Origin of the sequence: Aestuariibius insulae, assembly GCF_040783535.2 — a bacterium.
Classification (GTDB): Bacteria; Pseudomonadota; Alphaproteobacteria; order Rhodobacterales; family Rhodobacteraceae; genus Aestuariibius; species Aestuariibius insulae.
The window spans coordinates 104,647-129,839 of record NZ_JBFONW020000004.1; the positions used below are offsets into that span (position 1 = coordinate 104,647).

28 protein-coding genes and 1 tRNA gene are annotated in these 25,193 nt (G+C 58.2%); 18 read left to right on the top strand and 11 right to left on the bottom strand.

Features of this window, described 5'->3' with window-relative positions:
- Window positions 1–137 precede the first annotated feature (137 nt).
- Window positions 138–1,112, bottom strand: coding sequence for an alpha/beta hydrolase (locus AAD018_RS12050; RefSeq protein WP_367314328.1), 975 nt, complete (start codon window positions 1,110–1,112; stop codon window positions 138–140).
- A gap of 800 nt (window positions 1,113–1,912) precedes the next feature.
- Here AAD018_RS12050 and AAD018_RS12055 point away from each other — a divergent pair.
- From AAD018_RS12055 to AAD018_RS12095, 9 genes are all read left to right on the top strand, one after another.
- A complete protein-coding gene (locus AAD018_RS12055; protein WP_367314329.1) occupies window positions 1,913–2,251 on the top strand; it encodes a helix-turn-helix domain-containing protein in 339 nt (112 codons plus the stop codon).
- Window positions 2,252–2,959: 708 nt separating this feature from the next.
- Entirely contained in the window at window positions 2,960–3,145 is a 186-nt protein-coding gene (locus AAD018_RS12060) for a hypothetical protein (protein WP_367314330.1), read from the top strand.
- Window positions 3,142–3,357: a hypothetical protein gene (locus AAD018_RS12065; protein ID WP_367314331.1), complete on the top strand. Its 216-nt coding sequence runs from the start codon at window positions 3,142–3,144 to the stop codon at window positions 3,355–3,357. The genes AAD018_RS12060 and AAD018_RS12065 overlap by 4 nt, the downstream gene beginning before the upstream one ends.
- A 359-nt stretch (window positions 3,358–3,716) precedes the next feature.
- On the top strand, window positions 3,717–4,040 hold the full coding sequence (locus AAD018_RS12070) for an SMP-30/gluconolactonase/LRE family protein (RefSeq protein ID WP_367314332.1): 324 nt from the start codon (window positions 3,717–3,719) through the stop codon (window positions 4,038–4,040).
- The gene (locus AAD018_RS12075; RefSeq protein ID WP_367314333.1) at window positions 4,037–4,204 is read left to right on the top strand and encodes a hypothetical protein; all 168 of its coding nucleotides are present in this window, start codon (window positions 4,037–4,039) and stop codon (window positions 4,202–4,204) included. Before AAD018_RS12070 ends, AAD018_RS12075 begins: the two co-directional genes overlap by 4 nt.
- 219 nt (window positions 4,205–4,423) lie before the next feature.
- Complete coding sequence (locus tag AAD018_RS12080) at window positions 4,424–4,717, top strand: hypothetical protein (RefSeq protein ID WP_367314334.1); 294 nt, start codon at window positions 4,424–4,426, stop codon at window positions 4,715–4,717.
- Between the two features lie 158 nt (window positions 4,718–4,875).
- Window positions 4,876–5,079, top strand: a complete 204-nt coding sequence (locus AAD018_RS12085; protein ID WP_367314335.1) for a hypothetical protein — start codon at window positions 4,876–4,878, stop codon at window positions 5,077–5,079.
- Between the two features lie 22 nt (window positions 5,080–5,101).
- Window positions 5,102–5,302, top strand: coding sequence for a hypothetical protein (locus AAD018_RS12090; RefSeq protein WP_367314336.1), 201 nt, complete (start codon window positions 5,102–5,104; stop codon window positions 5,300–5,302).
- 391 nt (window positions 5,303–5,693) lie between these two features.
- The gene (locus AAD018_RS12095; protein WP_367314337.1) at window positions 5,694–6,074 is read left to right on the top strand and encodes an ester cyclase; all 381 of its coding nucleotides are present in this window, start codon (window positions 5,694–5,696) and stop codon (window positions 6,072–6,074) included.
- Between the two features lie 177 nt (window positions 6,075–6,251).
- On the opposite strand, the gene AAD018_RS12100 is transcribed toward AAD018_RS12095, so the two are convergent.
- From AAD018_RS12100 to AAD018_RS12110, 3 genes are read right to left on the bottom strand one after another with little or no spacing between them, the layout of a single operon-like run.
- On the bottom strand, window positions 6,252–6,920 hold the full coding sequence (locus AAD018_RS12100; protein ID WP_367314338.1) for a GntR family transcriptional regulator: 669 nt from the start codon (window positions 6,918–6,920) through the stop codon (window positions 6,252–6,254).
- Window positions 6,921–6,922: 2 nt separating this feature from the next.
- Window positions 6,923–7,954: a Gfo/Idh/MocA family protein gene (locus tag AAD018_RS12105; RefSeq protein ID WP_367314339.1), complete on the bottom strand. Its 1,032-nt coding sequence runs from the start codon at window positions 7,952–7,954 to the stop codon at window positions 6,923–6,925.
- A complete protein-coding gene (locus AAD018_RS12110) occupies window positions 7,951–9,042 on the bottom strand; it encodes an isocitrate/isopropylmalate dehydrogenase family protein (protein WP_367314340.1) in 1,092 nt (363 codons plus the stop codon). Before AAD018_RS12110 ends, AAD018_RS12105 begins: the two co-directional genes overlap by 4 nt.
- Window positions 9,043–9,176: 134 nt before the next feature.
- Between AAD018_RS12110 and AAD018_RS12115 the strand changes: the two genes are divergently transcribed.
- The 5 genes from AAD018_RS12115 to AAD018_RS12135 all read left to right on the top strand — a co-directional run bounded on the left by AAD018_RS12115 (window position 9,177) and on the right by AAD018_RS12135 (window position 13,604).
- Window positions 9,177–10,184: a Bug family tripartite tricarboxylate transporter substrate binding protein gene (locus tag AAD018_RS12115; RefSeq protein ID WP_367314341.1), complete on the top strand. Its 1,008-nt coding sequence runs from the start codon at window positions 9,177–9,179 to the stop codon at window positions 10,182–10,184.
- Between the two features lie 67 nt (window positions 10,185–10,251).
- Window positions 10,252–11,007: a hypothetical protein gene (locus tag AAD018_RS12120; RefSeq protein ID WP_367314342.1), complete on the top strand. Its 756-nt coding sequence runs from the start codon at window positions 10,252–10,254 to the stop codon at window positions 11,005–11,007.
- A gap of 13 nt (window positions 11,008–11,020) precedes the next feature.
- Window positions 11,021–12,520 carry a tripartite tricarboxylate transporter permease gene (locus tag AAD018_RS12125; RefSeq protein ID WP_412005267.1) on the top strand — a complete coding sequence of 500 codons (1,500 nt, stop codon included), beginning with the start codon at window positions 11,021–11,023 and terminating at the stop codon, window positions 12,518–12,520.
- On the top strand, window positions 12,520–12,810 hold the full coding sequence (locus AAD018_RS12130) for a putative quinol monooxygenase (protein WP_367314344.1): 291 nt from the start codon (window positions 12,520–12,522) through the stop codon (window positions 12,808–12,810). Before AAD018_RS12125 ends, AAD018_RS12130 begins: the two co-directional genes overlap by 1 nt.
- Window positions 12,807–13,604, top strand: coding sequence for an N-acyl homoserine lactonase family protein (locus AAD018_RS12135; protein WP_367314345.1), 798 nt, complete (start codon window positions 12,807–12,809; stop codon window positions 13,602–13,604). Before AAD018_RS12130 ends, AAD018_RS12135 begins: the two co-directional genes overlap by 4 nt.
- A 1,172-nt stretch (window positions 13,605–14,776) precedes the next feature.
- Here the strand turns inward: AAD018_RS12135 and AAD018_RS12140 are convergent.
- Complete coding sequence (locus AAD018_RS12140; RefSeq protein WP_367314346.1) at window positions 14,777–14,983, bottom strand: hypothetical protein; 207 nt, start codon at window positions 14,981–14,983, stop codon at window positions 14,777–14,779.
- 283 nt (window positions 14,984–15,266) lie between these two features.
- Window positions 15,267–15,416, bottom strand: a complete 150-nt coding sequence (locus AAD018_RS12145; protein ID WP_367314347.1) for a hypothetical protein — start codon at window positions 15,414–15,416, stop codon at window positions 15,267–15,269.
- Window positions 15,417–15,511: 95 nt separating this feature from the next.
- Here AAD018_RS12145 and AAD018_RS12150 point away from each other — a divergent pair, with 95 nt between their 5' ends.
- On the top strand, window positions 15,512–15,724 hold the full coding sequence (locus AAD018_RS12150) for a LysR family transcriptional regulator (protein ID WP_367314348.1): 213 nt from the start codon (window positions 15,512–15,514) through the stop codon (window positions 15,722–15,724).
- A gap of 2,292 nt (window positions 15,725–18,016) precedes the next feature.
- Here the strand turns inward: AAD018_RS12150 and AAD018_RS12155 are convergent.
- The 4 genes from AAD018_RS12155 to AAD018_RS12170 form a co-directional block, all read right to left on the bottom strand.
- A tRNA-Gln gene (locus AAD018_RS12155) sits at window positions 18,017–18,091 on the bottom strand.
- 63 nt (window positions 18,092–18,154) lie between these two features.
- Window positions 18,155–19,501: a mechanosensitive ion channel domain-containing protein gene (locus tag AAD018_RS12160; RefSeq protein WP_367314349.1), complete on the bottom strand. Its 1,347-nt coding sequence runs from the start codon at window positions 19,499–19,501 to the stop codon at window positions 18,155–18,157.
- 5 nt (window positions 19,502–19,506) lie between these two features.
- Complete coding sequence (locus AAD018_RS12165; protein WP_367314350.1) at window positions 19,507–21,102, bottom strand: capsule biosynthesis protein; 1,596 nt, start codon at window positions 21,100–21,102, stop codon at window positions 19,507–19,509.
- Window positions 21,086–21,739 (bottom strand): ABC transporter ATP-binding protein, encoded by a 654-nt coding sequence (locus AAD018_RS12170; protein ID WP_367314351.1) that lies wholly within the window; start codon window positions 21,737–21,739, stop codon window positions 21,086–21,088. The genes AAD018_RS12165 and AAD018_RS12170 overlap by 17 nt, the downstream gene beginning before the upstream one ends.
- Before the next feature lie 502 nt (window positions 21,740–22,241).
- On the opposite strand from AAD018_RS12170, the gene AAD018_RS12175 reads away from it, so the two are divergent.
- Window positions 22,242–22,577, top strand: a complete 336-nt coding sequence (locus AAD018_RS12175) for a hypothetical protein (RefSeq protein WP_367314352.1) — start codon at window positions 22,242–22,244, stop codon at window positions 22,575–22,577.
- Window positions 22,578–22,702: 125 nt separating this feature from the next.
- Here the strand turns inward: AAD018_RS12175 and AAD018_RS12180 are convergent, their stop codons facing one another.
- The gene (locus tag AAD018_RS12180; RefSeq protein WP_367314353.1) at window positions 22,703–23,569 is read right to left on the bottom strand and encodes a DUF2927 domain-containing protein; all 867 of its coding nucleotides are present in this window, start codon (window positions 23,567–23,569) and stop codon (window positions 22,703–22,705) included.
- A 268-nt stretch (window positions 23,570–23,837) separates the two neighbouring features.
- Here AAD018_RS12180 and AAD018_RS12185 point away from each other — a divergent pair, with 268 nt between their 5' ends.
- Both AAD018_RS12185 and AAD018_RS12190 read left to right on the top strand, forming a co-directional pair.
- Window positions 23,838–24,434: a uracil-DNA glycosylase family protein gene (locus AAD018_RS12185; RefSeq protein ID WP_367314354.1), complete on the top strand. Its 597-nt coding sequence runs from the start codon at window positions 23,838–23,840 to the stop codon at window positions 24,432–24,434.
- A complete protein-coding gene (locus tag AAD018_RS12190; RefSeq protein WP_367314355.1) occupies window positions 24,427–25,191 on the top strand; it encodes an SseB family protein in 765 nt (254 codons plus the stop codon). The genes AAD018_RS12185 and AAD018_RS12190 overlap by 8 nt, the downstream gene beginning before the upstream one ends.
- The last annotated feature ends 2 nt before the right edge of the window (window positions 25,192–25,193 follow it).

Consider the following 25,193-nt stretch of genomic DNA (forward strand, 5'->3'; position numbering starts at 1 on the left):
AAGCTGGCGGCAAAAGATTTGCACGATCCTGCAGACGCCTCCGTCTCCCGTCCGAGAAAAGAGACGCCCGCTCGAAAAATCGAGCGGGCGTCTTTCTCGCAGCGACACGAAACGTAGGCTGCGTCCTAAAACCGGGATCAGGTATCCGGCGCGGTAATCCGGAAATGATTGGCCACGATATCGGCAGCGGCCTCGATGTTGGCCTGACCGTCATAGAATCCGTCCTGCGCGACATCGTCGAACCATTCGACCGTCGCCTCGCCGTCATAGCCGTCGAGAAAAGCGTCGACGCCTTGCGGGATCGCAGCCGCCCGAGAATGCACGATGGCGAGCGGTTGGGTCAGATCGGGCGCGCTGTCCACCGGCTGATAGGACAGCCAGTCGTTCCAGCCTGCATTGTTCCATTTGTTGTCATAGGCGGCGATGAGGCCGCGTTTGAAATTGCCGTAGTAGTCGAAGTCCGCCATCAGACTGTCCTCGGTATAGGCTGCGTGGATCACTTCTCCTCCCTGCGCTTCGGCCGCCTCGGCGACGGAAACGAGCCCCGCGATCCCCTCGGGACCGCCATAGACAGTCTCGATGATCGCCCGGTCCTGTAGCCAGGGAGCCACCAGACCGACGGAGCGGATCATGTCATTGTGCGTTGCCGCATCAACCATGTAACCGGCCGATGCACAGATCCCGAGGCCGGTGATCATCTCTGCGTCGACCTCTGCAAAGCTCGCGATATGTGTCACGGCGGCATCGATATCCGAGATCTTGGCCACCGGATCCTCGATAAAGCGCATCCCGCCCGGCGTTGCAGCGGGCAGGTTGCCGGACTTACCCCAGCCGCGGAAGTCGAAGGTGACGGCAGCAAAGCCCCGTTCGACCATCTCAGCAGCGTAAAGTGCAGGCATCTGTTCTTCGACAGAAGTCCAGGAGCCGGTGACGACAACAGTCGGCAGGGCGGAGCCGTCGTGGTCTTCGGGCAGGTAGAGCGTACCGGATAGCGTCGCGCCTGCATTCTCGAAGGTGAACGTCTGGGTGGTCAACTCGGCCATCGCGGTGTTTCCCATCAGGAGGGAAGCGGCGGTCGCGAAAGATGCGATTTTGAATGAAAGACGTGACATGTTTGTATCTCCGGTTCGGGTTCGTTGCGATGACCCAAACCTATGCCGCCCGCCTGCCCCGCGCTTGAACACACATCCCAAGTATTTGAAGCATTACGCCTGAGAAACGACGACTGGATACCGGAGCGGCTCTCTGTGGCAGGTGCCCAATACAAACCGGCCCGGCGCAAGACTTGTTCTACTCGAAGGTGCGAGGCGAGATCTGCCGGTATCCAAAGTCTTCTTTCGCAACGACAGATCGATCGCGTCTTGAGATCGGGGCCGAAAGCGATGTCAAATCTTCGTAGTAGCACTTGAACACGATCAGGTGGCAGATGGTAGGTTGAGAGGCTTTCGGTATAAAGCGGCGGATCGTCCGGTCGGAAGTCTAATGGAGATATTCCGCAACTCGCCTCACGCATCCAGCTCTCAGGCGCGTCGGTCCACCGGATCGTTCGGGATAAGCCTGATCAGCACACCGCAGAAGCCGTTCGAAATCGTCGAACCCCTAATTCCTGAACATGCATTCGTCACTAAGCGAAAAGGCTTTGGACATATAAGGATAGATCGTGGAGATGGTCTGAGAGAGCATAGAAAGACGGATGGGCAGAATACGCTCAACATCTCCCCGCCCAACACGGAAGTGAAGATCGAAAGCTATAGATCTGTTGACCTTCTATTCTTGCAGTTCCGGATTGCACGATCCGTGCTCTACTAGCGAGTCGTGGAATGGCAGGGCATTCATTTCCTCCATTCTACGCCACCTCGCTCTTCGCGCCCCCGCTATCGCTCCCCTAGACACGATTTGGCGCTACGCCAACATGCCCGCGCCGGCCGCCTTACTTTATCTCGATGGCGCGACGCTGCAGTTCCTCGCGCTGGCCGCAGGGCAGGCCGCGATGTCGCCCGTGGAGCCCGAACGCCCCAGAGACGCTCGCATGGCCCAGGTCATCGACTATGTCGAGGCACATTACGACAAAGCGCTGACCATCGCCGAACTGGCCGCCATCGCATGTCTGTCACCGGGCCACCTCACGCGCACCTTCGAGGCAACCATCGGCCTGCCGGTTTTGAGCCACGTCACGGAGCGCCGCTGCGAGCGGGCAAAAAAGATGCTGACGATCACGCAACTGCCCGTCGCGGAAATCGCCTACTGCTGAGGTTTGCTAATCAGGGTCACCTCACGCGGTACTTCACGGCACGGTTCGGGGCGACGCCGGGAACGATACGCGCAGCCTGAAAGACGAAGGCGCCCGAAAGCTGGCGCCAAGGGTGTCTTTGACGATCGTTGCTGACCAGTTGTCTGAAGTTAGCGCGCGCCGCCGCCGGTCTCGGCTCAATCCCCGCCGTATCCACGCGAACGCAGTAATCCTATCGGCGGTCAACGCCATAGAGCGACCGTGAGTCTTTGGACCCACCGGCATCTCGGATCGTCGATATGACAGTAGCGGTCGAGCCTGGCACAATTGTGCAAAGCCCTGCATGTCCTATGCAATGACCGCCCCATGTCGTGTCTATCCTATCTTCACCAGGACAAGGAACGGCCGCCTCTAGACTTGGCGCCCGTACGAGGCCAGTTGAGAGGTCGATCTGGCTCTCGGTACGGGGCGCTGGGCTTCTCGTCACCCCAAAGCCGACCCTGCAAGCAAAAGTGTGTTGGATATGAGGAGAATATAGCATGATCAACCGATCCGACCCGATGCGACACGCCGAACGCTTCTCGCCATGGGAGCCTGGTTGCCACCGGCACGAGCGTTGCGGCCATTGGCGCGCGGGCACAGAGCGCATATGAGGGGGTAGGAGAACTGACCGGACAGGCAGCTGTCCTTACCCGCGTCGCACGTGCCGTCGCTCTCGAACCTGCACGCATGATTGCCAATATCACCGATCCGGACGCGATCGAGGTGAACCTCGCCCGTGCTGCGAACTTCATCTGCGAGTTTACGCTACCGATGATGGAGCGCGAGCGCGGATGCGTCATAGCGAGATCCTCGTCCTTGGTGCGTCACGTCAGACCCGGCAACGCACGATATGTGGCGTCCAGGGGGGCGTGAACGAGCTCGTAAATTCAGCCGCGGCAGCCGCTGCGTCAGGCGTGATGGTGAAAGCGATTGTGCCGACTGCTGTCCGCACCGGACTTTCCGGCCCACAGACGCCCGAGCCATGTACCCAAGGCGCCAAATGCCTCGAGGAGAACTACCATCTGATGAACATTGGCCCCCTCGAGCCCGAGCACATCGCGCTGACCGCCTGCTACCCGTCTTAGACGCAGCGCGTCCGATGACGGGCGCCACCGTCGACGTCGCGGAGGGGGCCAACGCGCATGACACGGCATGAGATCTCAGGGGGCAGATGCAAGTCGAACTTCACTGAGCATTTTGCGCGCTTCCTGTGCAGGTGCGATCAAGGCGGAGAACGTCGAGATAGCGCTTGCCTTGGCTGCGCCGATGTCCCTAGGCGCTTTTAGCGCTCACCCAAGCTGTGACACTTGTAGCAGCGGCGGCGTTGTCTGAAGTTGTGGCGGCGCAAGATGCATACATCTTCGCCGACCTGCCGGACTTCAGCGAGGGTGTGGTCTTCGATGCCGCAGGTCTGAAGTTAGCCTCGACCCCATGATAAGCCCGCGTGATTATCTTCGACGCGTCTGGCAAGTTCAGGACTCCGGCGGAAGTGCTACAGCCCGGCGAATATGAGCGGTCGGAAAACGGCACACTCTACATCGCACATGTCGGGGCTCTATTCGTCCGCCGCATCGCTGCGAAGGGCAAGATACCGGCCTTAATTAATATAGGCGCACCCTTGATTGCGAACCTCGCCTTCGATCCAGCGGGCGATGCCTTCTTCGTCATCGCAGCTGCGGGGCCCACCTTTCGTGACAGCAGCCGGATACCGGGGATCGCTCTACCCGGGCTGGACGGGCGGCCACTGATCGAGGAGGCCACACGATGACCCGTCCAAGCGCGATCTCGGGGGGACGTGATCGGCTGCCCAAGATGGCATCGCGTCGCGGTACCGACGGCTCGTCCGAGATTGCTCCTGCCGTGTTTCTGGCGCTGACCGCTGTATCTCCATGGGACCGCTTATCGACATTAGGAGCGCCTGATGCGGTCTGACGATGTCCTGCGGGTCTGTGCGGACGCGGACCGTCAGATCACTGGCGCCTTGCTCCGCATCCATGTGCGAATGCAACCATAAAATGCCGCCTGAAGCTTTCTCGCTTCGGTTGAAGAGGGCGGCGTTTCGGACCGAGGCTCGCCGCAGCGACTAGAACTTAGAGCCGCGACACGCAATCCGTCGAGAAAGGTCCTCACACAACAGAAGGGAGAGCCGCTATGACCGGCTCGATCAACAGTCATAACGGCCCAACACGACGCGGCATTTTAACCGCCGTGGCTATCGGTCTGGCCGTCGCAGCAGCAGGCATCGGTTTGCGCGGCACACACGCCGCGGCGCATACCGCAACTGTCTCCGTAACAAGAATGCTGGGCGATCTTCAGGTTTCTGAAATTGGCAGGGGCGTACAGAATATCCACCGCACGTTAACCACGCTCGTCCTAGAGCGCGCTCACATGCTCGCCCTGATACGCGCTCGCTCGAGCTCGCTCAACTTGTCGAGATCATCATGATCATGAACGACGATCACGAGGGCGGACGACGGAGCACGATAGAGCTCGCCTTGAACGGGGAGTAAGCGAAGGGTGGCGATTAAGCGTCCTGACCAATAACTCGGTCGCCACGAACTTTACGCATAATCTCTAACCAGTCCTAAGAAAGGAGACGATGAATGACGCGTACAAATACGCGCCTCTCCAGGATATTGGTGCAAACGGCGTTTTCCACCACGTTAGTCTTTTCTTCGTCCTTAGCCATGTTTGCGCAGGAATACCGAACGCCAAGCGCGGCTCAAGTTTCTAAGCATATCGGCGAGATGGCCATGTCCGCAGAGACATCGGGACCTCGCGAGTTTGAGGATCGGCTGTATCTTTGAGCCATATCAGCGATTGGCTTATATGTTCACACGAGACAACATCGTTTATCTTGTACGGCATGGGCCGACGGATTGGTCGCGGCTCGACGAACGGAACGTCGCGCCAACCGATTGCGAAAACCAGCGCGTGATGGTCGATGACGGTCATACGAGCGTGGGTGATATAGGTGCGTCCTTCGCATCGAACGGAATTATTCCGGCGCGGATCGACGTCAGAGAATAGTATCGCAACTAGCAAACGGTAGAAAACCCACTCGCAGGCATGGGCGAGGTCGATCTTACAATTCCTCAGGCCATACCGGCTGAAACCACACCAAACCTCAATTGGCTTCGGTCTCTCTAAAGCTCGCCCGGCGTAAGGCCATTGCGCGAGCGGATCGAGGCTTGGGAAGGAGATCCCGAACGCAGCAGCCCACCGCGAATTGTATCGCATGATATCCACACCGAGGAACTTACGCAGTTTCGTGTTTTCGAAAGCGAGATCCTCGTGATCGAACCACGTCGCAATAACCTCGTGCTCGGGCACCTGCGCCTGTGCTCGGCCAGCACCCGATGTCGGTCACTTCGCCGATGTGCGGGCCTCACCGCTTCTGAGTGAGAGAGCCGCTTTTGGAATGGTTGAACGCTATTATGAGGCATTCAATTCTCGCGACGACGATCCCTTCGTAGGAATAGTGGGCGTTGCATGGTTCATTCACGGCGAAAGTCCGTCGGGTCCTACCCGCAACGTCGACAGCTACCTGGCGGAAATCGATGCCTACAAGGACGATATACCCGACATCCAGTTCGCCGTCTGCAGCCTGCACTTCGCCGCCGACATGGTCACTGTGATCGACATGCTTCGCGGAACCCATATGTGCGAGATCATTGGTTACGCACCGACAGGCCGATCCGTAGAACTCTCAGTCATCGCTGTCCATTGTCTGGAAGACGGAGCCATCGCTAAACCTTGGCAAATGCCCGACAGGCTGACGCTTGTGGGTCAGATCAGATAAGCGTCCATGAAGCTATGCCTCATTAGACCTGACCTTGCTGGACGGCGCAGCGAAGGCCCTGAATGTCCGCACTTTCAACTTCAATGAGCTTACGATTTTCGCTTTCGCTGCGAATTGTGACCGCAGCATTAAGGCTGCAAATTGGATGTCCGGAATGGGCTGGTATAACCAAATCAATTAAAGAAACTTCAGACGATGCCTTTGGAGCAGTTCGACAATTATTGATTTGGCATGCTGGCGATGTGCCCTGTGCGTTTCTCTGGCCTGATATCCATCGCCATCGCGTATGGCGTCGTAAACCTGTCTATGATCTTCGTTGGATTTTGTGGGCAATGGGCGCATGAAAAGGGTGGTCATGCGTGCGCGACGGACCTGATCGCTCATCATACCGACAATACCTGCGATACGGCTATTGCGTCCCAGTCTTACAAGTTCGGCATGGAACCGATCGTCCGCTTCGGCCCAAGCGTCGAGGTCGGACGCGGCAATCGCCTTGTCCATGTCGTCGATCGCTTTGGCGAGGAAAGCCAGATCCTGCTCATCGTATCGAGCCTCTGCGGCTCGTTCAGCGGAGTGGCTCTCCAGTTCGGTCAGAACGTCGTAGATATCGGCCATGTCATCGGGCGACAGCGGAAGGATGCGCACGCCCTTGCGCGGGCGAAGCTCAAGCAACCCCTGGCTCTCGAGGGTCAGAACCGCTTCGCGCACCGGGGTGCGCGACATGTCCAGCAAGTTTGCCAGCTCCGACTCCAAGTGATCGGAGCCCGCGCTGAGATCGCCTGAAAATATCCGTTCGCGAAGCTCATGAACGGCACGTTGAGAGTTGGAGAGGGTCTTTTCCGACATGGTCACTGCGCTCCAAGAGGCAGTTTGCAGCCCCTTTGCGCTGAAGCGTAGATGGCGGCTTCGATCCGTTCAACCGTGAGGTATTCGGAGGCTCGATTTTCCAAAGGCGTTCCGTCCAGAATGAACCGGACCACATGCGATTGCAGAGTGTGGACACAATCGCCGCCAAACCCATCCCACATGTCCGGCCCCATCAGAACCTGAATGTCGGACGATGCAAACGGGCGCAGATGGACCGCCCCATCCCCGCTCAATTTGATCACGCCTTCCGTTCCTTCGAAAAGCGCCTCTCCCATGGTGCGCCGCAGGTTGTCGGCGGCATGATCGAGGTGCCGGTTGCCATCGAACAAAGCCTGGACGCCATTCGGGTGATCGAACAGAATGTAGCCGGCATCTTCACCGGCAATTGCGGGGTTTATCTGGCGCAGGTCAGCATAAACGGCCAATGGATCGCCAAGCAGGAAGCGGAATGTATCGACCCAGTGAACGGCGGTTTCGTGGACAAGAAACCGGGTCATCTTCTGAAAATTGGGTTGCCGGGCCATATATGCCTCGGGGCCCTGTCCATCCCCCGGCCGCAGCCGGAATGTAACTTGCTGAACCTGGCCGATATCGCCTCGGTCGAGCGCGGTTTTGATGGTGCGGTACCATGGCTGAAACCTGAAGTTCTCATGCACGACAATCACCGTGCCTGCCGCCTCGGCTTCGGCTGTGATGTCCTCGGCCTCGGCAAGGTCGCGACAGAAGGGCTTTTGGCAAATGATCCACTTTAGCCCGGCGCCGATTGCAGTTCTGATTGTTTTGGCATGGGCCTCGGGCGGGAGGATAAGATCGAGAAGATCCGGATCTTGCTCTGCCAGCATGCGGTTCAGGTCGGAATAGGCAGGCAGTCCAGTCGCCTTGGCCTTCTCGATATCTCGGTCGCATGAACCGACGAGTTTGATCCGATCCATGCGAGCCCAGCTGCCGTAATGAAACTGGCTAAAATAGCCCGCGCCAATGCAGGCCACTTTCAATTCCGGGGTCTTCGTCATGCCACGAATAGTGCATCGAGCACGGCGTTGGCCGCGATTTTCGTCGATGCCGTGCCACCGATGTCGCGGGTGACAGCGTCGCCTTGAGCAATAACCTCTTCGATCGCTTCGCGCAGTCTGGATCCATCCGTCGTCATTTCCGGATCCGCGTGTTTGATCCCAAGCCATTCCAGCATCATGGCCCCTGACAGGATCATCGCGAATGGATTGGCAAGGCCCTGTCCGGCGATATCGGGGGCTGATCCGTGGCACGGTTGGAACACAGCGTGGTCAAGGCCAATGTCAGCGGAGGGAGCAAGTCCAAGCCCGCCCATCAGGCCAGCTCCGAGATCCGACAGAATATCGCCGAACATGTTTTCCGTCACAAGCACGTCAAAATCCCACGGCTTCTGAACCATCCAAAGAGCGGTCGCGTCCACATAGGCGTGATCCGCCGTCAGGTCCGGGTACTTTGCAGCCTCGGCGTCGAACATCTGACGGAAAAAGGCAAAGGCCCGGAAAACATTTGCCTTGTCCACGCAGGTTACCCGGCCCGGCCCGCGCCCGGTTTCCTTGCGGGTCCTGGCAAGTGCGAAGGCGAAAGCGAAGAGCTTTTCCGAAACGTCGCGACTGACAAGCAGGGTCTCGCGCGCTTCGTTCTCAGTCACCTCGCCTCGACCCTGGGTGTAAAACAGTCCTTCGGTGCTTTCCCGGATCAGCACGAAATCGATCTCGCGGCCGGGGGGCAGGTTCAACGGGCTTTTTTGCCCGACTTTAAGGCGGACAGGCCGAACACCGGCAAAGAGCTTAAGCGCCTTTCGCAAATCGATCTGCGGAGAAATCTCTGTGCCATCCTCGTACCGGACATCGGGCAGGCCCATTGCGGACAGCAAAATCGCGTCGGCGTTTCGCGCTGTTTCCATGGACGCTGCCGGAAGCGATTCGCCGGTTGCCGCGTAGTGAGCCGCCCCTGCGGGGGGGGCCATGAAACGCAGTGCGTAGCCGTTGGACGCCTCCGACATGCGCCGCAGGATTTCGAGCGTCGGGGCCATGATTTCAGGGCCGATCCCGTCGCCATGAAATACCGCAATGCTGAATGTCTTGGTCATATCGATGGCCTTTCTGCGGGGGACTTGTGAGCGAGTTTTTCAATCTCATCAGAACGAAAAGTTGACAATGAATTATTTAATGCATACGCAAATAAATGCAACATATACTACGATGACTTAGGGAGGGTCAAATAATGAAACTTAGACTTGCCAGAATGGCCGCGATCGCGGTCCTTGCCAGCGGGCTGGGAACGGCCAACTCAGCGCAAGACTATCCCTACCGCGACATCATCACAGCTGTGGTGTGGGGCGCGGGCGGCGGGACCGACAGCATCAACCGCATGATCATGGCGGAGATGGAGAAGCACCTGCCGGTCAGCATTAGTGTGATCAACCAAACCGGGGGCGTCGCGGGCTCTAACGGGATGGTCTATGTGATGAACCAACCTGATGACGGCTACACGCTCGTTGGCCTTTCCGAGTCCAACGTGACTGCGTCTGTGCAGGGTGGCTGGGACCAGACGTTCGATTATTGGTATCCGTTTATTGTCGGGGGCTCTCCGGATTTGATCTCGGTCCCGGCGGATAGCCCGTACACCTCCCTCGAAGAGCTCATCGATGCTGCAAGGGCCACCCCCGGCACTATTCCGGCTGCGGCGTCGGGGGCCGGGTCCATCCATCACCTGAACCTGCTGGCCATTCAGAATGGCACGGATGCCGAGTTCCTCTTCATCCCCTATCAAGGGTCTGCCCCTGGGCAGGAGGCAGCGATGGCCGGTGAAGTGCAGCTTGTCGTCACGTCTCTGGCAGAGCAGGCGGCGCTGATCGAGGGCGGACAGTTGAAGCCGCTGGCTATGCTGACGCCCGAAAACGCCGAGATTGCCGGCATGACTGTCCCCTCGGCCTTCGACATCTATGACGGGCTGGACCAGTACCTGCCGCTGATGCAGGCGATCGGCTTTGCCGTTCATGACAGCGCGTCCGATGATATCAAGGCGACCCTCGGGGCAGCGTTCGAGCAGGCGATTGCCTCGGACGTCGTGGCCGAATGGGCCGAGGCCAACAGCTACGCGGTCAGTGGCGCCTATGGCGAAGAAGCGCAGGCGATCTTTGCCACGCTGGAAAGCAATTTCGCCTACACGTTGCAGGACCTCGGGGCGACCACGGTCGATCCTGCCAGCCTTGGCATCGAGAAGCCGTAAGTCGGACGGCTGACACTCCGGATGCGGGATTATCCTGCGCCCGGACCCGACCAGGGGAGGGGACCTGATGCAGCGCGAAAAGGATCATGAGACCGCGATCCTGCGGGCTCGCGATTTTCTGGGAGCTCTTGCGCTAATCGTGCTGTCGCTCTTCTTTCTCTGGCGTACGATGGATATTCCGCTTTGGGGCGGTAACCGCGCGGGGGTCAGCGCTGCCGCCTGGCAAAGCTCGGCGGCGATCGTTCCACTTGCGATATTCTTGGCACTTCTCGTCCTTTCCGTAATTCTTCTGATCATTGCCATTCGATCTGGCGGGGCCAGCGCTGCCATGTCTTCAGTCGGTATTGGCTGGAACCCAGATGAGGCTTGGCGCTTCTGCACCATCGGTATCATTCTATTCTTCTACATCACCGGGCTGGTGCCACGTGTCGACTTCATCCTCTGCAGCGGCCTGTTGATCACGGCGCTCACCTTTGGCTACCACAAGGGTCTGAGGGCGCGCATGGCCGCGTCGGCCGGGGCTGTGGCCGTCTGTGGTGCCTATGCGATGGCAAGGCATCTGCCCCAATCCGAATGGGCCGCCCATGACGATGATTGGCTGACGCTTGCTGTTTGGGCCGGTTTGACACTTGTGATGCTGCTGCGCGCCAAGGGCGACCGGGTGCTGCGCGCCGTGCCGGTCATCGCGGTTGTTGCGCCGACACTGCTGGTCTGTGCCATGGCCTTTGGTTTTCGGCAAAACGTACCGAACCGGGGCGGACTTCTCTTTAAGCAGATCGAATACCATTACTTCGTCACGATCCGTCCGATCTGGAGATCCTGAGATGGACTTCGTGATGACGCAGCTTTCGGGATTTGGCGGCGCGTTCATGGGTCTTGTCCTGGACCCGCTGACCTATGCCTATCTCATCATCTCGGTCTTTTTGGGGATCACCTTTGGGGCCTTGCCCGGACTGACGGCGACATTGGCTGTGACGATCCTGACCGGCTTTTTCGGGAATAAGATCCCACTGGATTATTCTTTGATCGCTTTGCTGGGCGCGTATGTCGGCGCGACCTATGGCGGCTCCTATCCATCTATCCTGTTAAACATACCGGGCACCGCAGCGAGCGCAGCAACAGCCATGGATGGCTATCCGCTTGCTCGGGCAGGGCGCGGCGGAGAGGCGCTTGGTCTGACCACGACGGCCAGCTTCATCGGCACCCTGATCGGAACCATCGCGCTTTTGGTCTTCGTCTGGCTTTTGCTTTTGCTGTCTCAGAATATCGCCAGTCCCGAAAAAGCTCTTTTGGCGCTTTTCGGGATCCTTCTCTCCGGAACGCTGATGTCCGAAGATCTTGTGATCAAGGGTTGGATATCGGGGCTGATCGGGCTGGCGATGGCCATGGTCGGGCTCGACCCGCTCTTGTCAGAGCCACGCTACACCTTCGGCTGGTCCTATATGCTGAGTGGATTTCAGGTGGTCCCGGTTCTGATGGGTGCCTTCGCGGTGCCACAGATCATCGAAGGGATGCGGCATGTGGAAATGGGGAAGGTGGCCCAGCTGAAGGGCCGCATCCTGCCGAACCTGAAATCCATCCGTCGCTACCTGCCCACGATCACCCGGTCCGGCGTGATCGGCACCGGCGTTGGCGCATTGCCCGGCGTCGGTGAGGACGTAGCGGGCTGGGTCAGCTACGGCGTGGGCAAGACGGTCAGCAAGGAAGGCGACAAGTTCGGGAAAGGCTCGCTCGAGGGGCTTTTGTCCTCCGAGACGGCCAACAATGCCTGCATTGGAGGCGCGCTGATCCCGCTGCTGGTCCTCGGTATTCCCGGGTCGCCCCCGGCGGCGGCGCTGATGGGAGCGTTCAAGATCAACAACATCATTCCCGGGCCGACGATCGATCCCGCGATCATCTTGCGTGTCGTTGCGATCATGGTGCTGGCCTCGCTAACGATGTTCATCATGGGGCTGTTCACGGCGCGTATTTTTATCAAGATCCTTTCGATTCCGCAGGTCGTGTTCCTGCCGATCGTTATGGTTCTGACCACAATCGGATCGTTCAGTGTGGGCGGCGGTATCAATGACCTCTACCTGATGTTGGGTGTCGGCTTTGTTGCCTATCTCATGAATCTTCTGAAATATCCCATCGCGCCGCTGGTCATCGGGGTCATTCTGGGCGGGCTCTTTGACGAGACCCTTCGCCGGTCTCTCCTTATTTCCGGTGGCGATCTGGTGGTCTTTGCCTCGCGCCCGGTTGCTGCCATTTTGCTGACGCTGAACCTCGTTTTGATCGCTGCGCAGATACCAGCGGTAAAAGGGATCTTCGGGCGACTGCGCAGGAGAAGAGTATAATGTACGCGGTTGTTGTGACCTTTCAGATCAAAGCCGGTCAGATCGAGGCCTTCATGCCCGCGATGCTTCAGAATGCGCGAACCTCTTTGACACAAGAACCGGGGTGCCATCGCTTTGACATCTGCACCGACCCGGGCCGCGCGAACGAGGTGTTTCTCTACGAGCTCTACACGGACCGGTCCGCCTTCGAGGCTCATCTTGCCTCCGCTTACTTCAAGACTTTCGATGCCCATGTGGCCGAAATGATCGAAAGGAAGGATATCCGCACATATGCCGAGGTCGCATCGTGAGCGAATGGGAGGTCTATGCCGTCAAATATGCGGAGCGAACGGCGCGGACCCGCGCGGACAGCTTCATCTTTGACGACAACCACGACGCACCCCATGCGATGGATTACTTCATGTGGCTGTTAAAGCGCGGGCCGCAGATGATCTTGGTCGATACCGGGTATGATGCGGCGGAGGCCAGCTTTCGTGGGCGGCCGATCCGGCTCGATCCGGTGGCGGCGCTGGCCCCGTTCGGGGTCAGGCCCGAAGACGTGACCGACATCATCGTCACCCATCTGCACTACGATCATGCGGGCGGGCTGCATCTGTTCCCGAATGCGCGACTGCACATGCAAGCTGCAGAGATGGCCTACGCCACCGGCCCCTGCATGTGCCACGATACTCTTCGTATGCCCTTTACAGCAGCCCATGTCTGCGAGGCGATCAAGCGGCTTTATGCGGGCAAGGTGACGTTCTATGACGGCGATGCGGAGCTGGCCGATGGCGTGTCGCTGCATTGCATCGGGGGCCATAGCCGCGGATTGCAATGCGTCCGTATCCGAACGCAAGCGGGTTGGATGGTCCTGGCGTCGGACGCAGCCCATTTCTACGAGAATTTCCTGGCGCGCAAACCTTTCCCTATTGTCGTCGATCTGGAGGACATGCTGGACGGATTTACAACTTTGGACAGGCTTGCCTCGTCGCCACGTCTGGTCGTGCCGGGCCATGATCCGCTTGTTCGAGCCTATTTCCCGAGCACCTTGTCCAGCGATATCTTTCGATTGGATGCCGGGCCAAACAGAGACTTCACGATCTAAGGATCGGTGTCATCGCGGATGGATTCTACCGGCGCATCCGACATTGGTCTGACATCCGCTGGGGGGGGGGCACGCCTGTCGCTCAGTTCAGCGGCGTGCCGACTGACGCCCCCGAACTTGGTCTAGGTGCCGGCGCAGGACCGTCCTGGATTGATCCATTCGTCCGCCGATCCGGATGTCGTGAAATTTGCTTGAGAGCGGTTCGGAGCAGGGCCAACCGCTGTAGCAATCGAGACTTTGTCTGAACGGCTGGCGTCTGAACTGGCGCATTATGGTGTGCGTAGGATCATCGTTGCTGGCAGGTAAACCGCAGCCTCCACGGTGCGGGGCCTTGCGGCCCGGCACCGCAAGATCGGACCCCGCGCGGCTGTTGGCGTGCCTCTGGTCTCGTCCAACAGACTGGCGCTTGTCCTGAAATCCGGGACCTTTAGAAGATCTTAGGTTTTCCAAAAGACACGGAGCGCGGTGGAGACGAACGTGTGCGCGAGGCACCAGACTCAGAGAAGATATCTGCGTTCTCGCGAAGTCATTTCTTAACCGCGGTCTGACCTGAGGGTCCTCGGGGAACATCTATGCGCATTTGTCTTACGGGTTCTTCCTTGAGCACCCCGACGAGACAAACAATGCGGTTTCTTAATCCCGCGCAGATCAGCCGCCTCGATGCGGAATTCAATTTGCTCTCTAGCGATCGTCCAAGCAAGGTCCCCCTGCACTCCACGTTCTAAGAAACACGTACAAGTACAGGCGCTACGGTTCATCTACAGTCGACCGACTTAGTTGCCTTGTCGATGCTGCCGGACACCGATCCTGACAACGCTTTGCCGCCGCTACCCCTGCAGTTAATCATGCGGGTCGGGAAGGTGAGGTTGCTGACGTTCTAACACACACGTACAAAGGTCTCCCTCCGATTACTAAGCGTTACGGGCATGCTGCGCACTATTGGCGCTGCACGCAGACAATCGAATTGACTGCATCAATCAGTCGTCCATCACATTTGCGCAGTGTTGAGCGATCACATCTAGAACTGCGGGCGCATCGATGTTCCCAATTGGTAGACAGCCCGTTCTGGGACACTGAATATCGAAACTGTCAACATGAGCGATCAGGCCCGCATTCTCAGTCGGAGCGCCTTCGGTGTTGTAGAGTTGAAAGTCACATAGATCGGAGCCACGCTATCGTAATCGGCATACGCAGAGACCGACGTATAGGACCAGTGGCAGGTCCGGGCGAATGATCTGTTCGATCACTTCCCAGTCCTGGCCTTCCGACCGGGTCAGAAGCGTGAAAATCTCGCAATCGCGCGTGATGCGGAGGTCGATCGGACCAATTGAGGCGGGCAGGATCGGCAGTGCCGACAAGGTATTGGCAGTTGTCTTCAACTCGTAATGCGGCTTGCCAGCCGAGGCAGCTGTGCCGATTGAGAAAAATGACCAGTTTTCCTGCCTGGGCGTCCAGATTGCAGCGGAAACCTTACCTGGCTCACGTATGAACAGTCCTGCAAGCGAGAATGAGGTCGGCCTTTGTGCCAGTCACCTGAATACGCGTGGTCAAGATAAAGTTGTTGCTGACCCGGTATTAAAGGTGCCCCGCTTCATTGTCTTAAAATCAGCCGGATAACACTGGTTTTAAGATGAGCCTCCTGTCTTCTATACGCAGATCTTGTTATTTGCGCGTGAAGTCATCGGGCAGGTGTTCGGACCAGACTTCGAGCGCAAAAGTATCATCAGATGCAGTCGAGAGAGCGCTGATATCATCGGCTAGCGCAAACGTTGTAGAGGCAACGAGCGCGATCGAAGCGACGGTGGTTTTCACTAGGATCTCCTGTTCTATCGCTTTCCTTTCCAGCGCTTTTCTTTGTTGGGGCGAAAACCAATGCTTCCGATAATTTCCACAAGTGAAAGTAATATATGTTTCAGGTATGGATTATCGCTGTGTCGTCGCGCCAAGTGAGGAAAGGAGTTTTTACTCAGGCGTCCGAGGTTCTGGGCGTTTCCCAACCTGCCCTGACTGCACGGCTACGGACTATCGAGGAAAATCTTAGCGTTTGCTTGTTCTGGCGCGGCAGGCATGGTGCCTTAGTAACGCCAGCCGATGAGGCATTCATCGATGCTGCTCGGTAGATCATCGAGATGGCGGATCAATTTGCGGAAGACGCCCGACACTCGGATCGCGGCGTGGGCCAACATTTGTGTATCAGCTTAACGCAAATCGCCGCTGTTCAAGTTATTCTCCCAATATTGAAGTCTTTCGCGAAAAGTACGCCTTTGCCCACGCTAGATTGAGCGGAAGACCTCGTCTATTTTAGAGGCATAGGTCGAGCAGAATCTAATTGATTTAGCCTTCTTTCATCCCCCCGTACATCATGCTGGGCTGTCCGAGCTCCCGCTAATTCTACAATGACTTATTAAGTATGATGCAATAGCGTTTCCCCATGATCGGCCGTCCGCCATCCGCTACACAGACGCGATGCTCCGGTTCTCGTAGCAGAGTTTGCTCGTCGCGAACCCTCAGGCAGTGGAGGTGGACGCGCGGCAGAGGTGAATACGGCATTCAGCGCGATCGTAATGTCCTATGCGGAGTAAGGCCCGTCGGTCAGACCAGGGGATTTTCCCAGTCCATTCGGTTATAAAAAGACTTGCCCAAATGGCGTACGACTGAAAGCGGAGCCGGGAACAAGTATCGTTTGACGCAGTCTTGACCGCTGCCACATGGTCAGGACTTTGCTAGAAATCTTTCGGAGATCATCAAGCGAACACGTCTTGCCGGCTTTGAGAGGAAGCCAATTGCAGCGCAAGCAGTATCGGTCATCGCAGGCTCTCCTGATACCTCGCTGCGTTGGCCACGAAGGGCGGGTTCGGAAAAACATAGCCGTTTGCTGCGGCTCCCCCGGTGTCGGTTCACAGATTTGAACTGACGGAACCTCATCGAACTTGAAAAAGCAATCCGGCTACGAGTTCGTCATTCTCCATTCTGTTCTAGCGTCAGTTTATGTCTCGCCAATTTTTTGTTTTCGATCCCTTCCTTCTCTGAATTTGTTTGGTTGACTGCTCTAGATTCGCTGCTTCCATTCCGAGAGGAGGCTTCTTGGGATCATACGTCGTGGGACGGAATCAACCTATCAATCGTCGAAAGAAGTTGAACATCACTCGGGCACCTTTGCTTTTAGACCGAGCGCATTAAACTCGCGGCCATCCATCTTGGACTCATTTTTGCTATAATAGCGCGTTCCTTCAGTATGAACTCTTGTAGATGAATTTCGGCAACACGTCATTCCTCAACCGAAAGCACAGTATAATATTGAGAAGCTTAAGAAGCGAAGTCGCGCAGGGTAGAGTTTTTGAAAAATGACTAAGTTTTAGGCAAATCGATAAAGCTGAAACCGTCATTTGTGCACCGCGTAGTATCGAACAAGATGGGCTCTTTCCCAAACTTCGAATGCATCGCGGCATGCTGTAATATGTTGCGCCAGCCAACGTCGGGTTCTTTTTGTAGGCGGTTTGCCCTTCTCGTACGTGTATCTTCTTCAGCTCTTGCGCAATCGGTTCTATGCGAGGCGGATCCGTCGTGAGAGCCGGATCATCAGGGGGCTGCATCCCGCCCTCATTGACCCCGCGCCTTGGAAGGGGGTCCACTGCATTTGGAGGACCAGGTGGGGCAGGCGCGCGCAGGACTGCGCCTTCTCCTTTGACTGGCAAGCTTTTCGATGCATCGGGGAGCGGTTGACGCCGAACTGTTTGACGCGAAAAGGGATAGTGGTCCTGTATGGCTCTCGCACCGGTTATCGCGGATCGACGCCAAGCACATCCGTGCGGCTGGAGAGTGCTCGCCCACCCCCTCGAGCGGATGCTGATCGATGCGTCTTGGACCTCGTCACGGATCTTTGCTCTGATGCTGGGGGATTAATCCACCGCGCGGTTGGCGAGCGCGTTGGAGAAGTTTGCGCAATCCCGTGCGCTGCGGCGAGAGGCTTGCGTGGATCGAGTAGGTCGATCTGAGGCCGGGAGCGCTGATCGTAAGGTTCCGGCCAGAGAGCATCGCGGCGCAAATCGTCGCAGAAGGCACCTGCCGGCGCCGGGTGCAGGATCTCAGCGATTTGGCTCTGCTGACTCCGAGGTCCTTGAGGCGATTGCGACAGGCGCACGACCAGCGGGACGGACCTTCGATTGCCTGATTAAGACCGGCGTCCTGCCTGTCTGGGCAGACCAGATCCAGAAGTTCGCCGACCTATAGACTGCCCCCTCTGGGATGTTCGTAAAGTCGGACCGCCTAAGCAGCGAACCGGGATGCCTAGCCTGGTTGGCTGCGTAACCGCCTTCGAGCCAAGTCTCATCGACAGGGCCTTACTGCCAAGGCGCTGAAATCTCGTCGTGATATAACGGGAAAAGAGAGAATGCCGGTGGGAGAGAGGTGCCTGGCTGGGGTGGTAGGATTCGAACCTACGATACACGGTACCAAAAACCGATGCCTTACCGCTTGGCTACACCCCATTGGCGAGACGCGTCTTACTGCTAGCCGTGGGGCGACGCAAGACCCGGGATGACGAGATTGCTTTATTCCGTAGGTGCATCTTCCGAGAGGAGATCCGATCGGCTTTCATCCTCGCGTTCGCCGTCAATCATCCTGTCGAGAGCGTCTTCGTTCGCGGTATCGACGGGATCGGGATCTTCGGGGTCGGGGCCGGAAACTTGTCCGGGCGAAGCGGGCTGGACCGTATCGGCTTCTTCGATGCCGAGCAAATTGCCGCCCAGGACCTGAACGCGGTAGGTGGTGTCTGGCACTTCGACGCCAGCGGCTTCGATCGCGTTCTTTACCTGCCGAAGCGCCTCTCCTCTTGCGCGATGGATGGAGGTTTCGCGTTGGTCTATCCAGCCCGTGACCGTCAGGAAGATCGCGCCGTCACCGATCCTGTCGATCCAGACCAGCGGCTCAGGTTCAGCCAGTGTAAAGGCCAGATCCCTGACAACCTGCGTCGCGAGTTTTCGGATGGCGGCCAGATCCGCATCAGAGGCGACGCCTATTTCGAAAAGGAACCGCCGCTCGGGGTTGCGGGTGAAATTCGTGATCCGGCTTTTGAAGACAATCGCATTGGGGATGCGGATATGGTTGCCGTCAAAGCTGAGCAGGATCGTGGCGCGGCTGGTCAGGCGGATGACCTTGCCTTGCTCATGGCCTTCGACCTCGACCACGTCATTGGGCCGAAAGGGTTGTCTGAAGCTGAGCATGACGGAGGCGATGAAATTCTCGACCGTGTCACGGACCGCGAAACCGATGGCAAGACCGATGATACCGGCAGCGCCGAGGATCGTGCCCAGAAGCGCGGTCGCGCCCATGATGTCGAGCGCGATGACAAGGCCGCCGATGATGAAGAGCAGGCGGATGATCTGGCGGTAGATCTGCGCAATGAAGGCATTGGGGGCGAGGCGTTCCCATGGCTCTTTCAGTCGGGAGATGGCGATGCCCGCGAAAACGATCAGGCCGAAGACGAAGAGCGCCACCAAAAGCAGCGGAAAGGCGGAGAGGATCTGGGTCAGGCGGGACGCGAGACGATCCATTGCGGGATCCAGCCGGCGGGAGATGTCTGCGGTGGCCTGCACCTCGTTCTTGACCTGGACCACCCCTTCGATCCGGGCGGCCAGAGCCGTCAGCTCGGTCGCGTCGGCCGTTTCGTCGGTTTCTCCGCGCAGGGTCATGACACCGGAATTGACCGTTATGCTCACATCGCCGTAGCCGCCAAGCTCATCGAGGATGGCGCGCATGCGGGTTTCGATCGCGGCATCGGGAGTGCTGTCGCTGCCGGTCGCGATCGTCCCGTTCGGCTGGTCCGTCGTCGTCTGGGCGGTCGCGCCCGGTCCGGCAAAGAGGGCCAGCGCGACAAGAAGGGCCTTGAGGATCTGCATGGGTCTTACGATGTCACTTGTTCGCGCAATATCGACGCTGTCAGAGAGGTCATCAGATAGATCCCGATCAGCAGAAGAAAGGTCAGGATCGTATTTTCGAAGGCCCTTGGATAAGACGGCTCGTCCGGGACGATCGGCTCAACATTGAGCGAGAGGTAGCTGCTTTGGCGATCCGCCTCGATCCGGGCCGTTTCCATCTGCTGGAGGGCCTGTTGCACCATGACGGTACGGAACTGATAGTTCTCTTCCGCCGTGCGCAACTCGCTGTTCTTGACGGCCTGACTGACGCCTTCTGTTCCGGCCTGTGTCGCCCGTTCCCTCAGCTGTTCGATCAGAGCGGCGATCCTGTCGATTTCGCCCTGAACGCCATCGACGCGCGCCTGATTGGGGCGCCTGACGTCCATCAGACCGCGCAGTTCCAGCTGTTTGGTCTGCATCTGGGTTTCGAGCTGGGCAATCTGCTGCACGAGCGCCGCGGTTTCACCGACGGGGTCGATTGACTGCACCTCAGACTGCAGGCGCCCAAGCTCGGCGAGTGCCTCGGATCTGCGCAGTTCCGCTTCCTCGTAGCTTTGACGCGCGCCGGCCATCTGGTCCTCGCGCACGCGTTGGGTCAGGTTGTCGACCTCCTCTTCCGCGTAATCGATGAGCGCGTCCGCAAATTCGATTGCGGTCTCGGGCGCGGCGGCCACGACTTCCATCCTCAAGAGGCCCTCAGTCGGGTCGTAGGAAATCTCTACCCTCTTTTTGTAGACGTCAAAGGCATCCTCGAATGTGGCGTCCGGTTCGAGCCGCTGGATCGGATCGATCCAGTCCTGACTGAAATGCGCGATGAAGCCCTTGTCATCATTGAGCTGCTGGAGCGCCTCGCGGGATTGGAGGAAGGATTGCACGCCAACGCTTTCCTGCTGGGTGGCAAGCCCGGTGCCCTGGAATAGCCCGCCTATCCCCCCGCCGCCACCGGCGCCCTGGGACTGGTTCTTTGTGACGATGAATTCCGTATGCGTCGCGTACATCGGCGTGGCCAGCACATAGAAGTAGTATCCTGCGAAGATGGTCGGCAGGAATACGAAGGCCGTCATGCGTGCCAGCAGCATCGCCAAACGACGCCTGCGCCGCTTTGCGATATCTCGCTGGATCGCTTGAATCTCGACGGTTCGCTGCTGAGGTGAGGCGAGATCTTTGGAAGGGAGGTTCTTCTGGCCCTTCGGCATCGTCTGCGGAAGTTGAACGCGGCTTTCTTTCGCGACCTCTGTTGATTGGGGTTGCCCGGCGGGCACGACATCGAGGACGCCGGATCGTTTGAAGGGATCGATGCCGCGCAGGCGAAGTTCGCGAACCGCCTCGAAATCGGACTGGGGATTGAGACCGTTCTTTCCGGCCAGCCGTCTTGCTGTCCGCAGCTGCTTTGCCGTCAGGCCTTCTGCCTGGATTTCTTCGATAGAGGTTGGACCAAGCGCGGATCCCGCCGCGGCGCCGGACGGATCAGTCCGGCGCTTGACGACCCGAACGGTGGGCTGACCCCGTTTCTGAAGTGCCCGGCTCGCGATTGTCTCGCTGGCCTGGAGGCTGAATTTCTGTGCCTTAGCTTTGGTAGTCATACAGGACCTTGGCCTCTTCCAGCGTATCAAAGAGATGAATATGCCCGTCGCGCAGGACGGCGGCTGTGCGGGCAAATTTCTCGAGTGTCTCGGGTTGGTGCGACACGATTACAACGGTCGTCGTCTCCAGTCTTTCGCGCAGGATCTGACCTGCCTTGCGGTTGAACTCTACGTCGGTGGTCGATGGCATCCCTTCATCGATGAGATAGATGTCGAAGTCGAGAGCCAGCATGAGCGAGAAGGTGAACCGCGCCCGCATACCGGAGCTGTAGGTCCCGACGGGCATATCAAAATATTCCTCAATTCCGCAAAGCCACCTACAAAACGCCTCGACGTAGTCGGGATCAAGACCGTAGAGCCGCGCGATATAGCGGCTGTTTTCAAGGCCTGTATGCTTGTTGACCACGCCGCCCATAAACCCGAGCGGAAAGGAGATGCGGCAGGATCGGCGGATTGTCCCCTCATCCGGCTTTTCCAGACCCGCCATCATGTTGATGAGCGTGGTCTTGCCGGTGCCGTTCGGAGCGAGGATGCCAAGGGATGTTCCAAGCTCGACCCGGAAGGAGGCCCGGTCAAGGATCACCTTGCGCTGGGTCCCGGTCCAGAACGACTTACTGACATTGTCGAATTCAAGCATGGTTCAAACCTGTGATCCTTCGGACCCTATACGACCTTATCCCGGTCTAAGTTAACGGAACATGGAGTGTCAGGCGATTGGTGGAAAGATGCGGCCGCTGGCCGATCTCGGCCGATTGATCTTTCGTTATAATAGATCGGCCTTATGTCGGCATGTCTGCCGGTGAATGCAGCAGGGCATACTTGGGATCGAGCGGGCCGAGACCGCGATCTATAGAGTTTTGTTTCAACCAATCACGCAGGCGCACAGGGAGATCACACAAAAGAGCGTGGTCGCGCAGATTTATTGCAGATATAGCCATCACAAACCTGTAATCTATTATTATTGTTATATATCAGTTACTTAGTTATGTGCATTTTTGCACTTCAGTATCTCTATCTTTCGATAATGGCGAAAAGACGGCGGGGCGCTCATCTTCATTCGTGTCGAGGGCAACAGTCTTCGAAGCAAACGCAAACGCACAGGTCCTCCGCACAGGGCCATCTACTAAAGGATAAAAGATATGAAAACGTTCATCATTGCCGCCGTAGCCGCTGTCACTCTTGCCGGTCCGGTTCTCGCCAACGATCAGCTGTCCCTACAGCTTGGTGTCGAGCCTGGTACTCTTTCCACCCACGAGTTAATCGTTCTGCGGTCCGCTGGCGAAAACGAAGAGCGCACTCTTGCAGACTTCTACCGCGATGGCGGATCCGAGATCGTCTCGACGCAGAGCATCGGTGCCAATGCCGGTAAAGCCCAGCTCGCCGCTCAGCTTGGTGTCGACCCGTCCGCATACAGCGTTGCCGAGCTGATCCAGCTGCGCAGCGCGAATGAAGACGAAGGCGTCGCAGACAACTAAAGATCCGGCCGGTTGGCTGGACCTGACACCAACGCACCCCTCCCTGCATCTCTCCCTGTCTTGCCGAGGTGCGTTGCGGAGCGCCAGTTCCTCTTGTCGCGAAAGTGACTTGAGGGGCTGGCGTTTTATCGTGTGGCGAGACGCGACAGCTGCTCGACGACCGGGCGCGCTTCGGCGGCGCTCATCCCGGATCTAAGAGACGGACTATAAAGCATCGACAGAAGCGTCTTGTCGTGGTGGGTCAACACCGCGAATTCCTCATCATCATTGAAGATCGATGGCCTTGCGGTCCGGCAGTCGTTCGGAAGGCCCATCCCCTGGGCGATTTCCTCAGCAATGCAGGAGGCGCGCATTACGGGCGCATGTTCGGCGCGAATGATCGCGACCACGCTTCGGTACCCACGCGATTTGTGCTGGTGAGGCACGGCGACCACCCGGCACATATGGCTCTGCGGCATGCGTGCGATGGATCGGGCCTGACTGGCAGAAAGGCCCGCGACCTCTTGTCGAAGAATGGGCGCGATACCTTTCAGCTCTGCCTCGCCAAGAACGAAGACGTGGAAATTCGCGGAGCCGCCCTGCCTGATCGGATGCCCTGTCAGGTGCCGGATTTCACTGAACATCCCGGAAATCGAGGCATGATCCGCGCGCTGCTGTGCTGGCCCGACGGACGCGCCGAAGCGGATCGAATATCGGACCGGATCCTCCCATCTGAGGAGTGGTTTCTGGCCTGAGGTCCCGTATTCGTGCCGCATGGCGATTTCGAAGAAGTTCCGCGCAAGACCGGAGGGGCCGTAAGGAGCATCCGACGGGCTGGGGTCGCGTCTGAGACGCCCCGCTGCCATCAGCTTTGACTGCACGGCGGCATAGTACTGCCCGAGACGGCTGTCTTTGAGGGAAGAGGGCGTTTCCGCATGGGCGGGACCGGTGAGTGTCAGGGCGGTTATACAGGCGGAAAGGATCGCACACTGAAACCGGTCCGATGTCGTCATATATCCAGCTCCTTAAACCAGCACCGAAGAAAAACGCATACGAGTCGCGCAAGGTTCAGTTCAGCATACGCGCGATCACGTCATCAATGCGGCAAACGTGCAACCCCTCACGCAATATCCTGTCGTGACTGTCGAGCGGGCGCTTTTGTCGTTGAGTAAGCGGAACTTACCGGCCGATCTTGCTTGGGCGCTTTATGTCCTGGAGTTCGGTTGTGTTTCTCAGCCTTTTGGACTGGCACTGGCGGGCGTCGTCCTATTTTGACTTTGCATGTCTGATCTTGACCGTCTCAGAGGGAATCTGTCCGCCTGCACGTTGTGTCGGGAGCGGTTTGCCCAAACGGCGACGGCGCATCGGCCCAATCCGGTTGTGTGGTTTCGCGAAGGAGCGAGGATCCTGATCGCGTCACAGGCGCCGGGATTACGGGTTCATGAGGCCAACACGCCGTTCTGGGATGCGTCGGGTACCCGGTTGAGAGACTGGCTTGGGGTGGATGAGGCAACGTTTTACGACCGGCGCCGTGTTGCGATCGTCCCGATGGCCTTTTGCTTCCCCGGCTATGATGCCGCTGGGTCGGATCTTCCTCCTCCCAAGATCTGTGCCGAGACGTGGAGGGAAGAGATCCTGGCGGCGTTGTCCGATATCAAGCTGACGCTTCTGATTGGCGGGTATGCGCAGAAATGGCATTTGGGAAAGACGAAGAGTGTGACCGAAACCGTCGCATCTTGGCGGGACTATGCGCCGGATATCATCCCGTTGCCGCATCCGTCCTGGAGGAATACGGCCTGGCTGAAACGTAACCCCTGGTTCGAGACCGATTTGTTGCCGGTTCTGAAGACATCCGTAGAGGACGCTTTGCATGATTGAGACGCCACTTGATCGCGCCGTGATTGCGATGACGGCTGCGCCAGAGGATGAGACGCTGCGTCTGCGGTTCTTCGACCGGCTGGCCGAGAGTGATCTGGTCCTGCTCCTTGAGGCGGACCCAAGCGGGGAGATGATCGAGCCGATGCTGTTTGATCCCGGGTCGGGATCTGTTGCCCTGGCCTTTGACCGCGAGCTTCGTCTGGCGGATTTTGCTGGAGCGGCAAAGCCTTACGCGGCGATGTCAGGACGGAAACTGGCTGATCTGCTATCGGGGGCGGGTCTGGGGCTTGCGCTGAACCTGGGCACCGAAGCGGAAATCCTTTTATCGGGCGAGGAGATCGCATGGCTCGCCGGGATCCTGGTCGAGCGACCGACGGCGGCGATGGATCAGATCAGATCGGTCCGTCTGCCCGAAGGTTTGCCGGACAGGATCATTAGGGCCATCGAGGACAAATTCGGGACGTTCGCCGGGTTGGCTTCGACGGCCTATCTGGTTGCGGCGGATTATGCGGATGGGCGCGCGGGTTATGTGCTGGCGTTCGTGGATGTCGTTCCGGAAGCCGAGGCGGCATTGGCTGCTGCGATTGGAGAGGCGCTTGTCTTCAGCGGAGAGGATGACAGGTCGATCGATGTGATCTTTATCGCGTCATCAGATCCCGTCTTGGACCGTCTGGCTAACGTGGGTTTGCGGATCGATCTGCCGGAGGCCGAAAGACCGCGTGCCTTGGATCCGACACTTCCGCCGCGGTTGAAGTGAGG

Bases quoted from the DNA above. Each gene is read 5' to 3' on its own strand.
- AAD018_RS12125 (WP_412005267.1), top strand. From the start codon at position 11,021: ATGACGCAGCTTTCGGGATTTGGCGGCGCGTTCATGGGTCTTGTCCTG.
- AAD018_RS12095 (WP_367314337.1), top strand. From the start codon at position 5,694: ATGGTTGAACGCTATTATGAGGCATTCAATTCTCGCGACGACGATCCC.
- AAD018_RS12170 (WP_367314351.1), bottom strand. From the start codon at position 21,739: ATGCTTGAATTCGACAATGTCAGTAAGTCGTTCTGGACCGGGACCCAG.
- AAD018_RS12050 (WP_367314328.1), bottom strand. From the start codon at position 1,112: ATGTCACGTCTTTCATTCAAAATCGCATCTTTCGCGACCGCCGCTTCC.
- AAD018_RS12110 (WP_367314340.1), bottom strand. From the start codon at position 9,042: ATGACCAAGACATTCAGCATTGCGGTATTTCATGGCGACGGGATCGGC.
- AAD018_RS12120 (WP_367314342.1), top strand. From the start codon at position 10,252: ATGCAGCGCGAAAAGGATCATGAGACCGCGATCCTGCGGGCTCGCGAT.
- AAD018_RS12150 (WP_367314348.1), top strand. From the start codon at position 15,512: ATGTTTCAGGTATGGATTATCGCTGTGTCGTCGCGCCAAGTGAGGAAA.
- AAD018_RS12105 (WP_367314339.1), bottom strand. From the start codon at position 7,954: ATGACGAAGACCCCGGAATTGAAAGTGGCCTGCATTGGCGCGGGCTAT.
- AAD018_RS12060 (WP_367314330.1), top strand. From the start codon at position 2,960: ATGATTGCCAATATCACCGATCCGGACGCGATCGAGGTGAACCTCGCC.
- AAD018_RS12055 (WP_367314329.1), top strand. From the start codon at position 1,913: ATGCCCGCGCCGGCCGCCTTACTTTATCTCGATGGCGCGACGCTGCAG.
- AAD018_RS12075 (WP_367314333.1), top strand. From the start codon at position 4,037: ATGACCCGTCCAAGCGCGATCTCGGGGGGACGTGATCGGCTGCCCAAG.
- AAD018_RS12090 (WP_367314336.1), top strand. From the start codon at position 5,102: ATGTTCACACGAGACAACATCGTTTATCTTGTACGGCATGGGCCGACG.
- AAD018_RS12180 (WP_367314353.1), bottom strand. From the start codon at position 23,569: ATGACGACATCGGACCGGTTTCAGTGTGCGATCCTTTCCGCCTGTATA.
- AAD018_RS12080 (WP_367314334.1), top strand. From the start codon at position 4,424: ATGACCGGCTCGATCAACAGTCATAACGGCCCAACACGACGCGGCATT.
- AAD018_RS12100 (WP_367314338.1), bottom strand. From the start codon at position 6,920: ATGTCGGAAAAGACCCTCTCCAACTCTCAACGTGCCGTTCATGAGCTT.
- AAD018_RS12130 (WP_367314344.1), top strand. From the start codon at position 12,520: ATGTACGCGGTTGTTGTGACCTTTCAGATCAAAGCCGGTCAGATCGAG.
- AAD018_RS12190 (WP_367314355.1), top strand. From the start codon at position 24,427: ATGATTGAGACGCCACTTGATCGCGCCGTGATTGCGATGACGGCTGCG.
- AAD018_RS12115 (WP_367314341.1), top strand. From the start codon at position 9,177: ATGAAACTTAGACTTGCCAGAATGGCCGCGATCGCGGTCCTTGCCAGC.
- AAD018_RS12165 (WP_367314350.1), bottom strand. From the start codon at position 21,102: ATGACTACCAAAGCTAAGGCACAGAAATTCAGCCTCCAGGCCAGCGAG.
- AAD018_RS12185 (WP_367314354.1), top strand. From the start codon at position 23,838: ATGTCTGATCTTGACCGTCTCAGAGGGAATCTGTCCGCCTGCACGTTG.
- AAD018_RS12175 (WP_367314352.1), top strand. From the start codon at position 22,242: ATGAAAACGTTCATCATTGCCGCCGTAGCCGCTGTCACTCTTGCCGGT.
- AAD018_RS12085 (WP_367314335.1), top strand. From the start codon at position 4,876: ATGACGCGTACAAATACGCGCCTCTCCAGGATATTGGTGCAAACGGCG.
- AAD018_RS12160 (WP_367314349.1), bottom strand. From the start codon at position 19,501: ATGCAGATCCTCAAGGCCCTTCTTGTCGCGCTGGCCCTCTTTGCCGGA.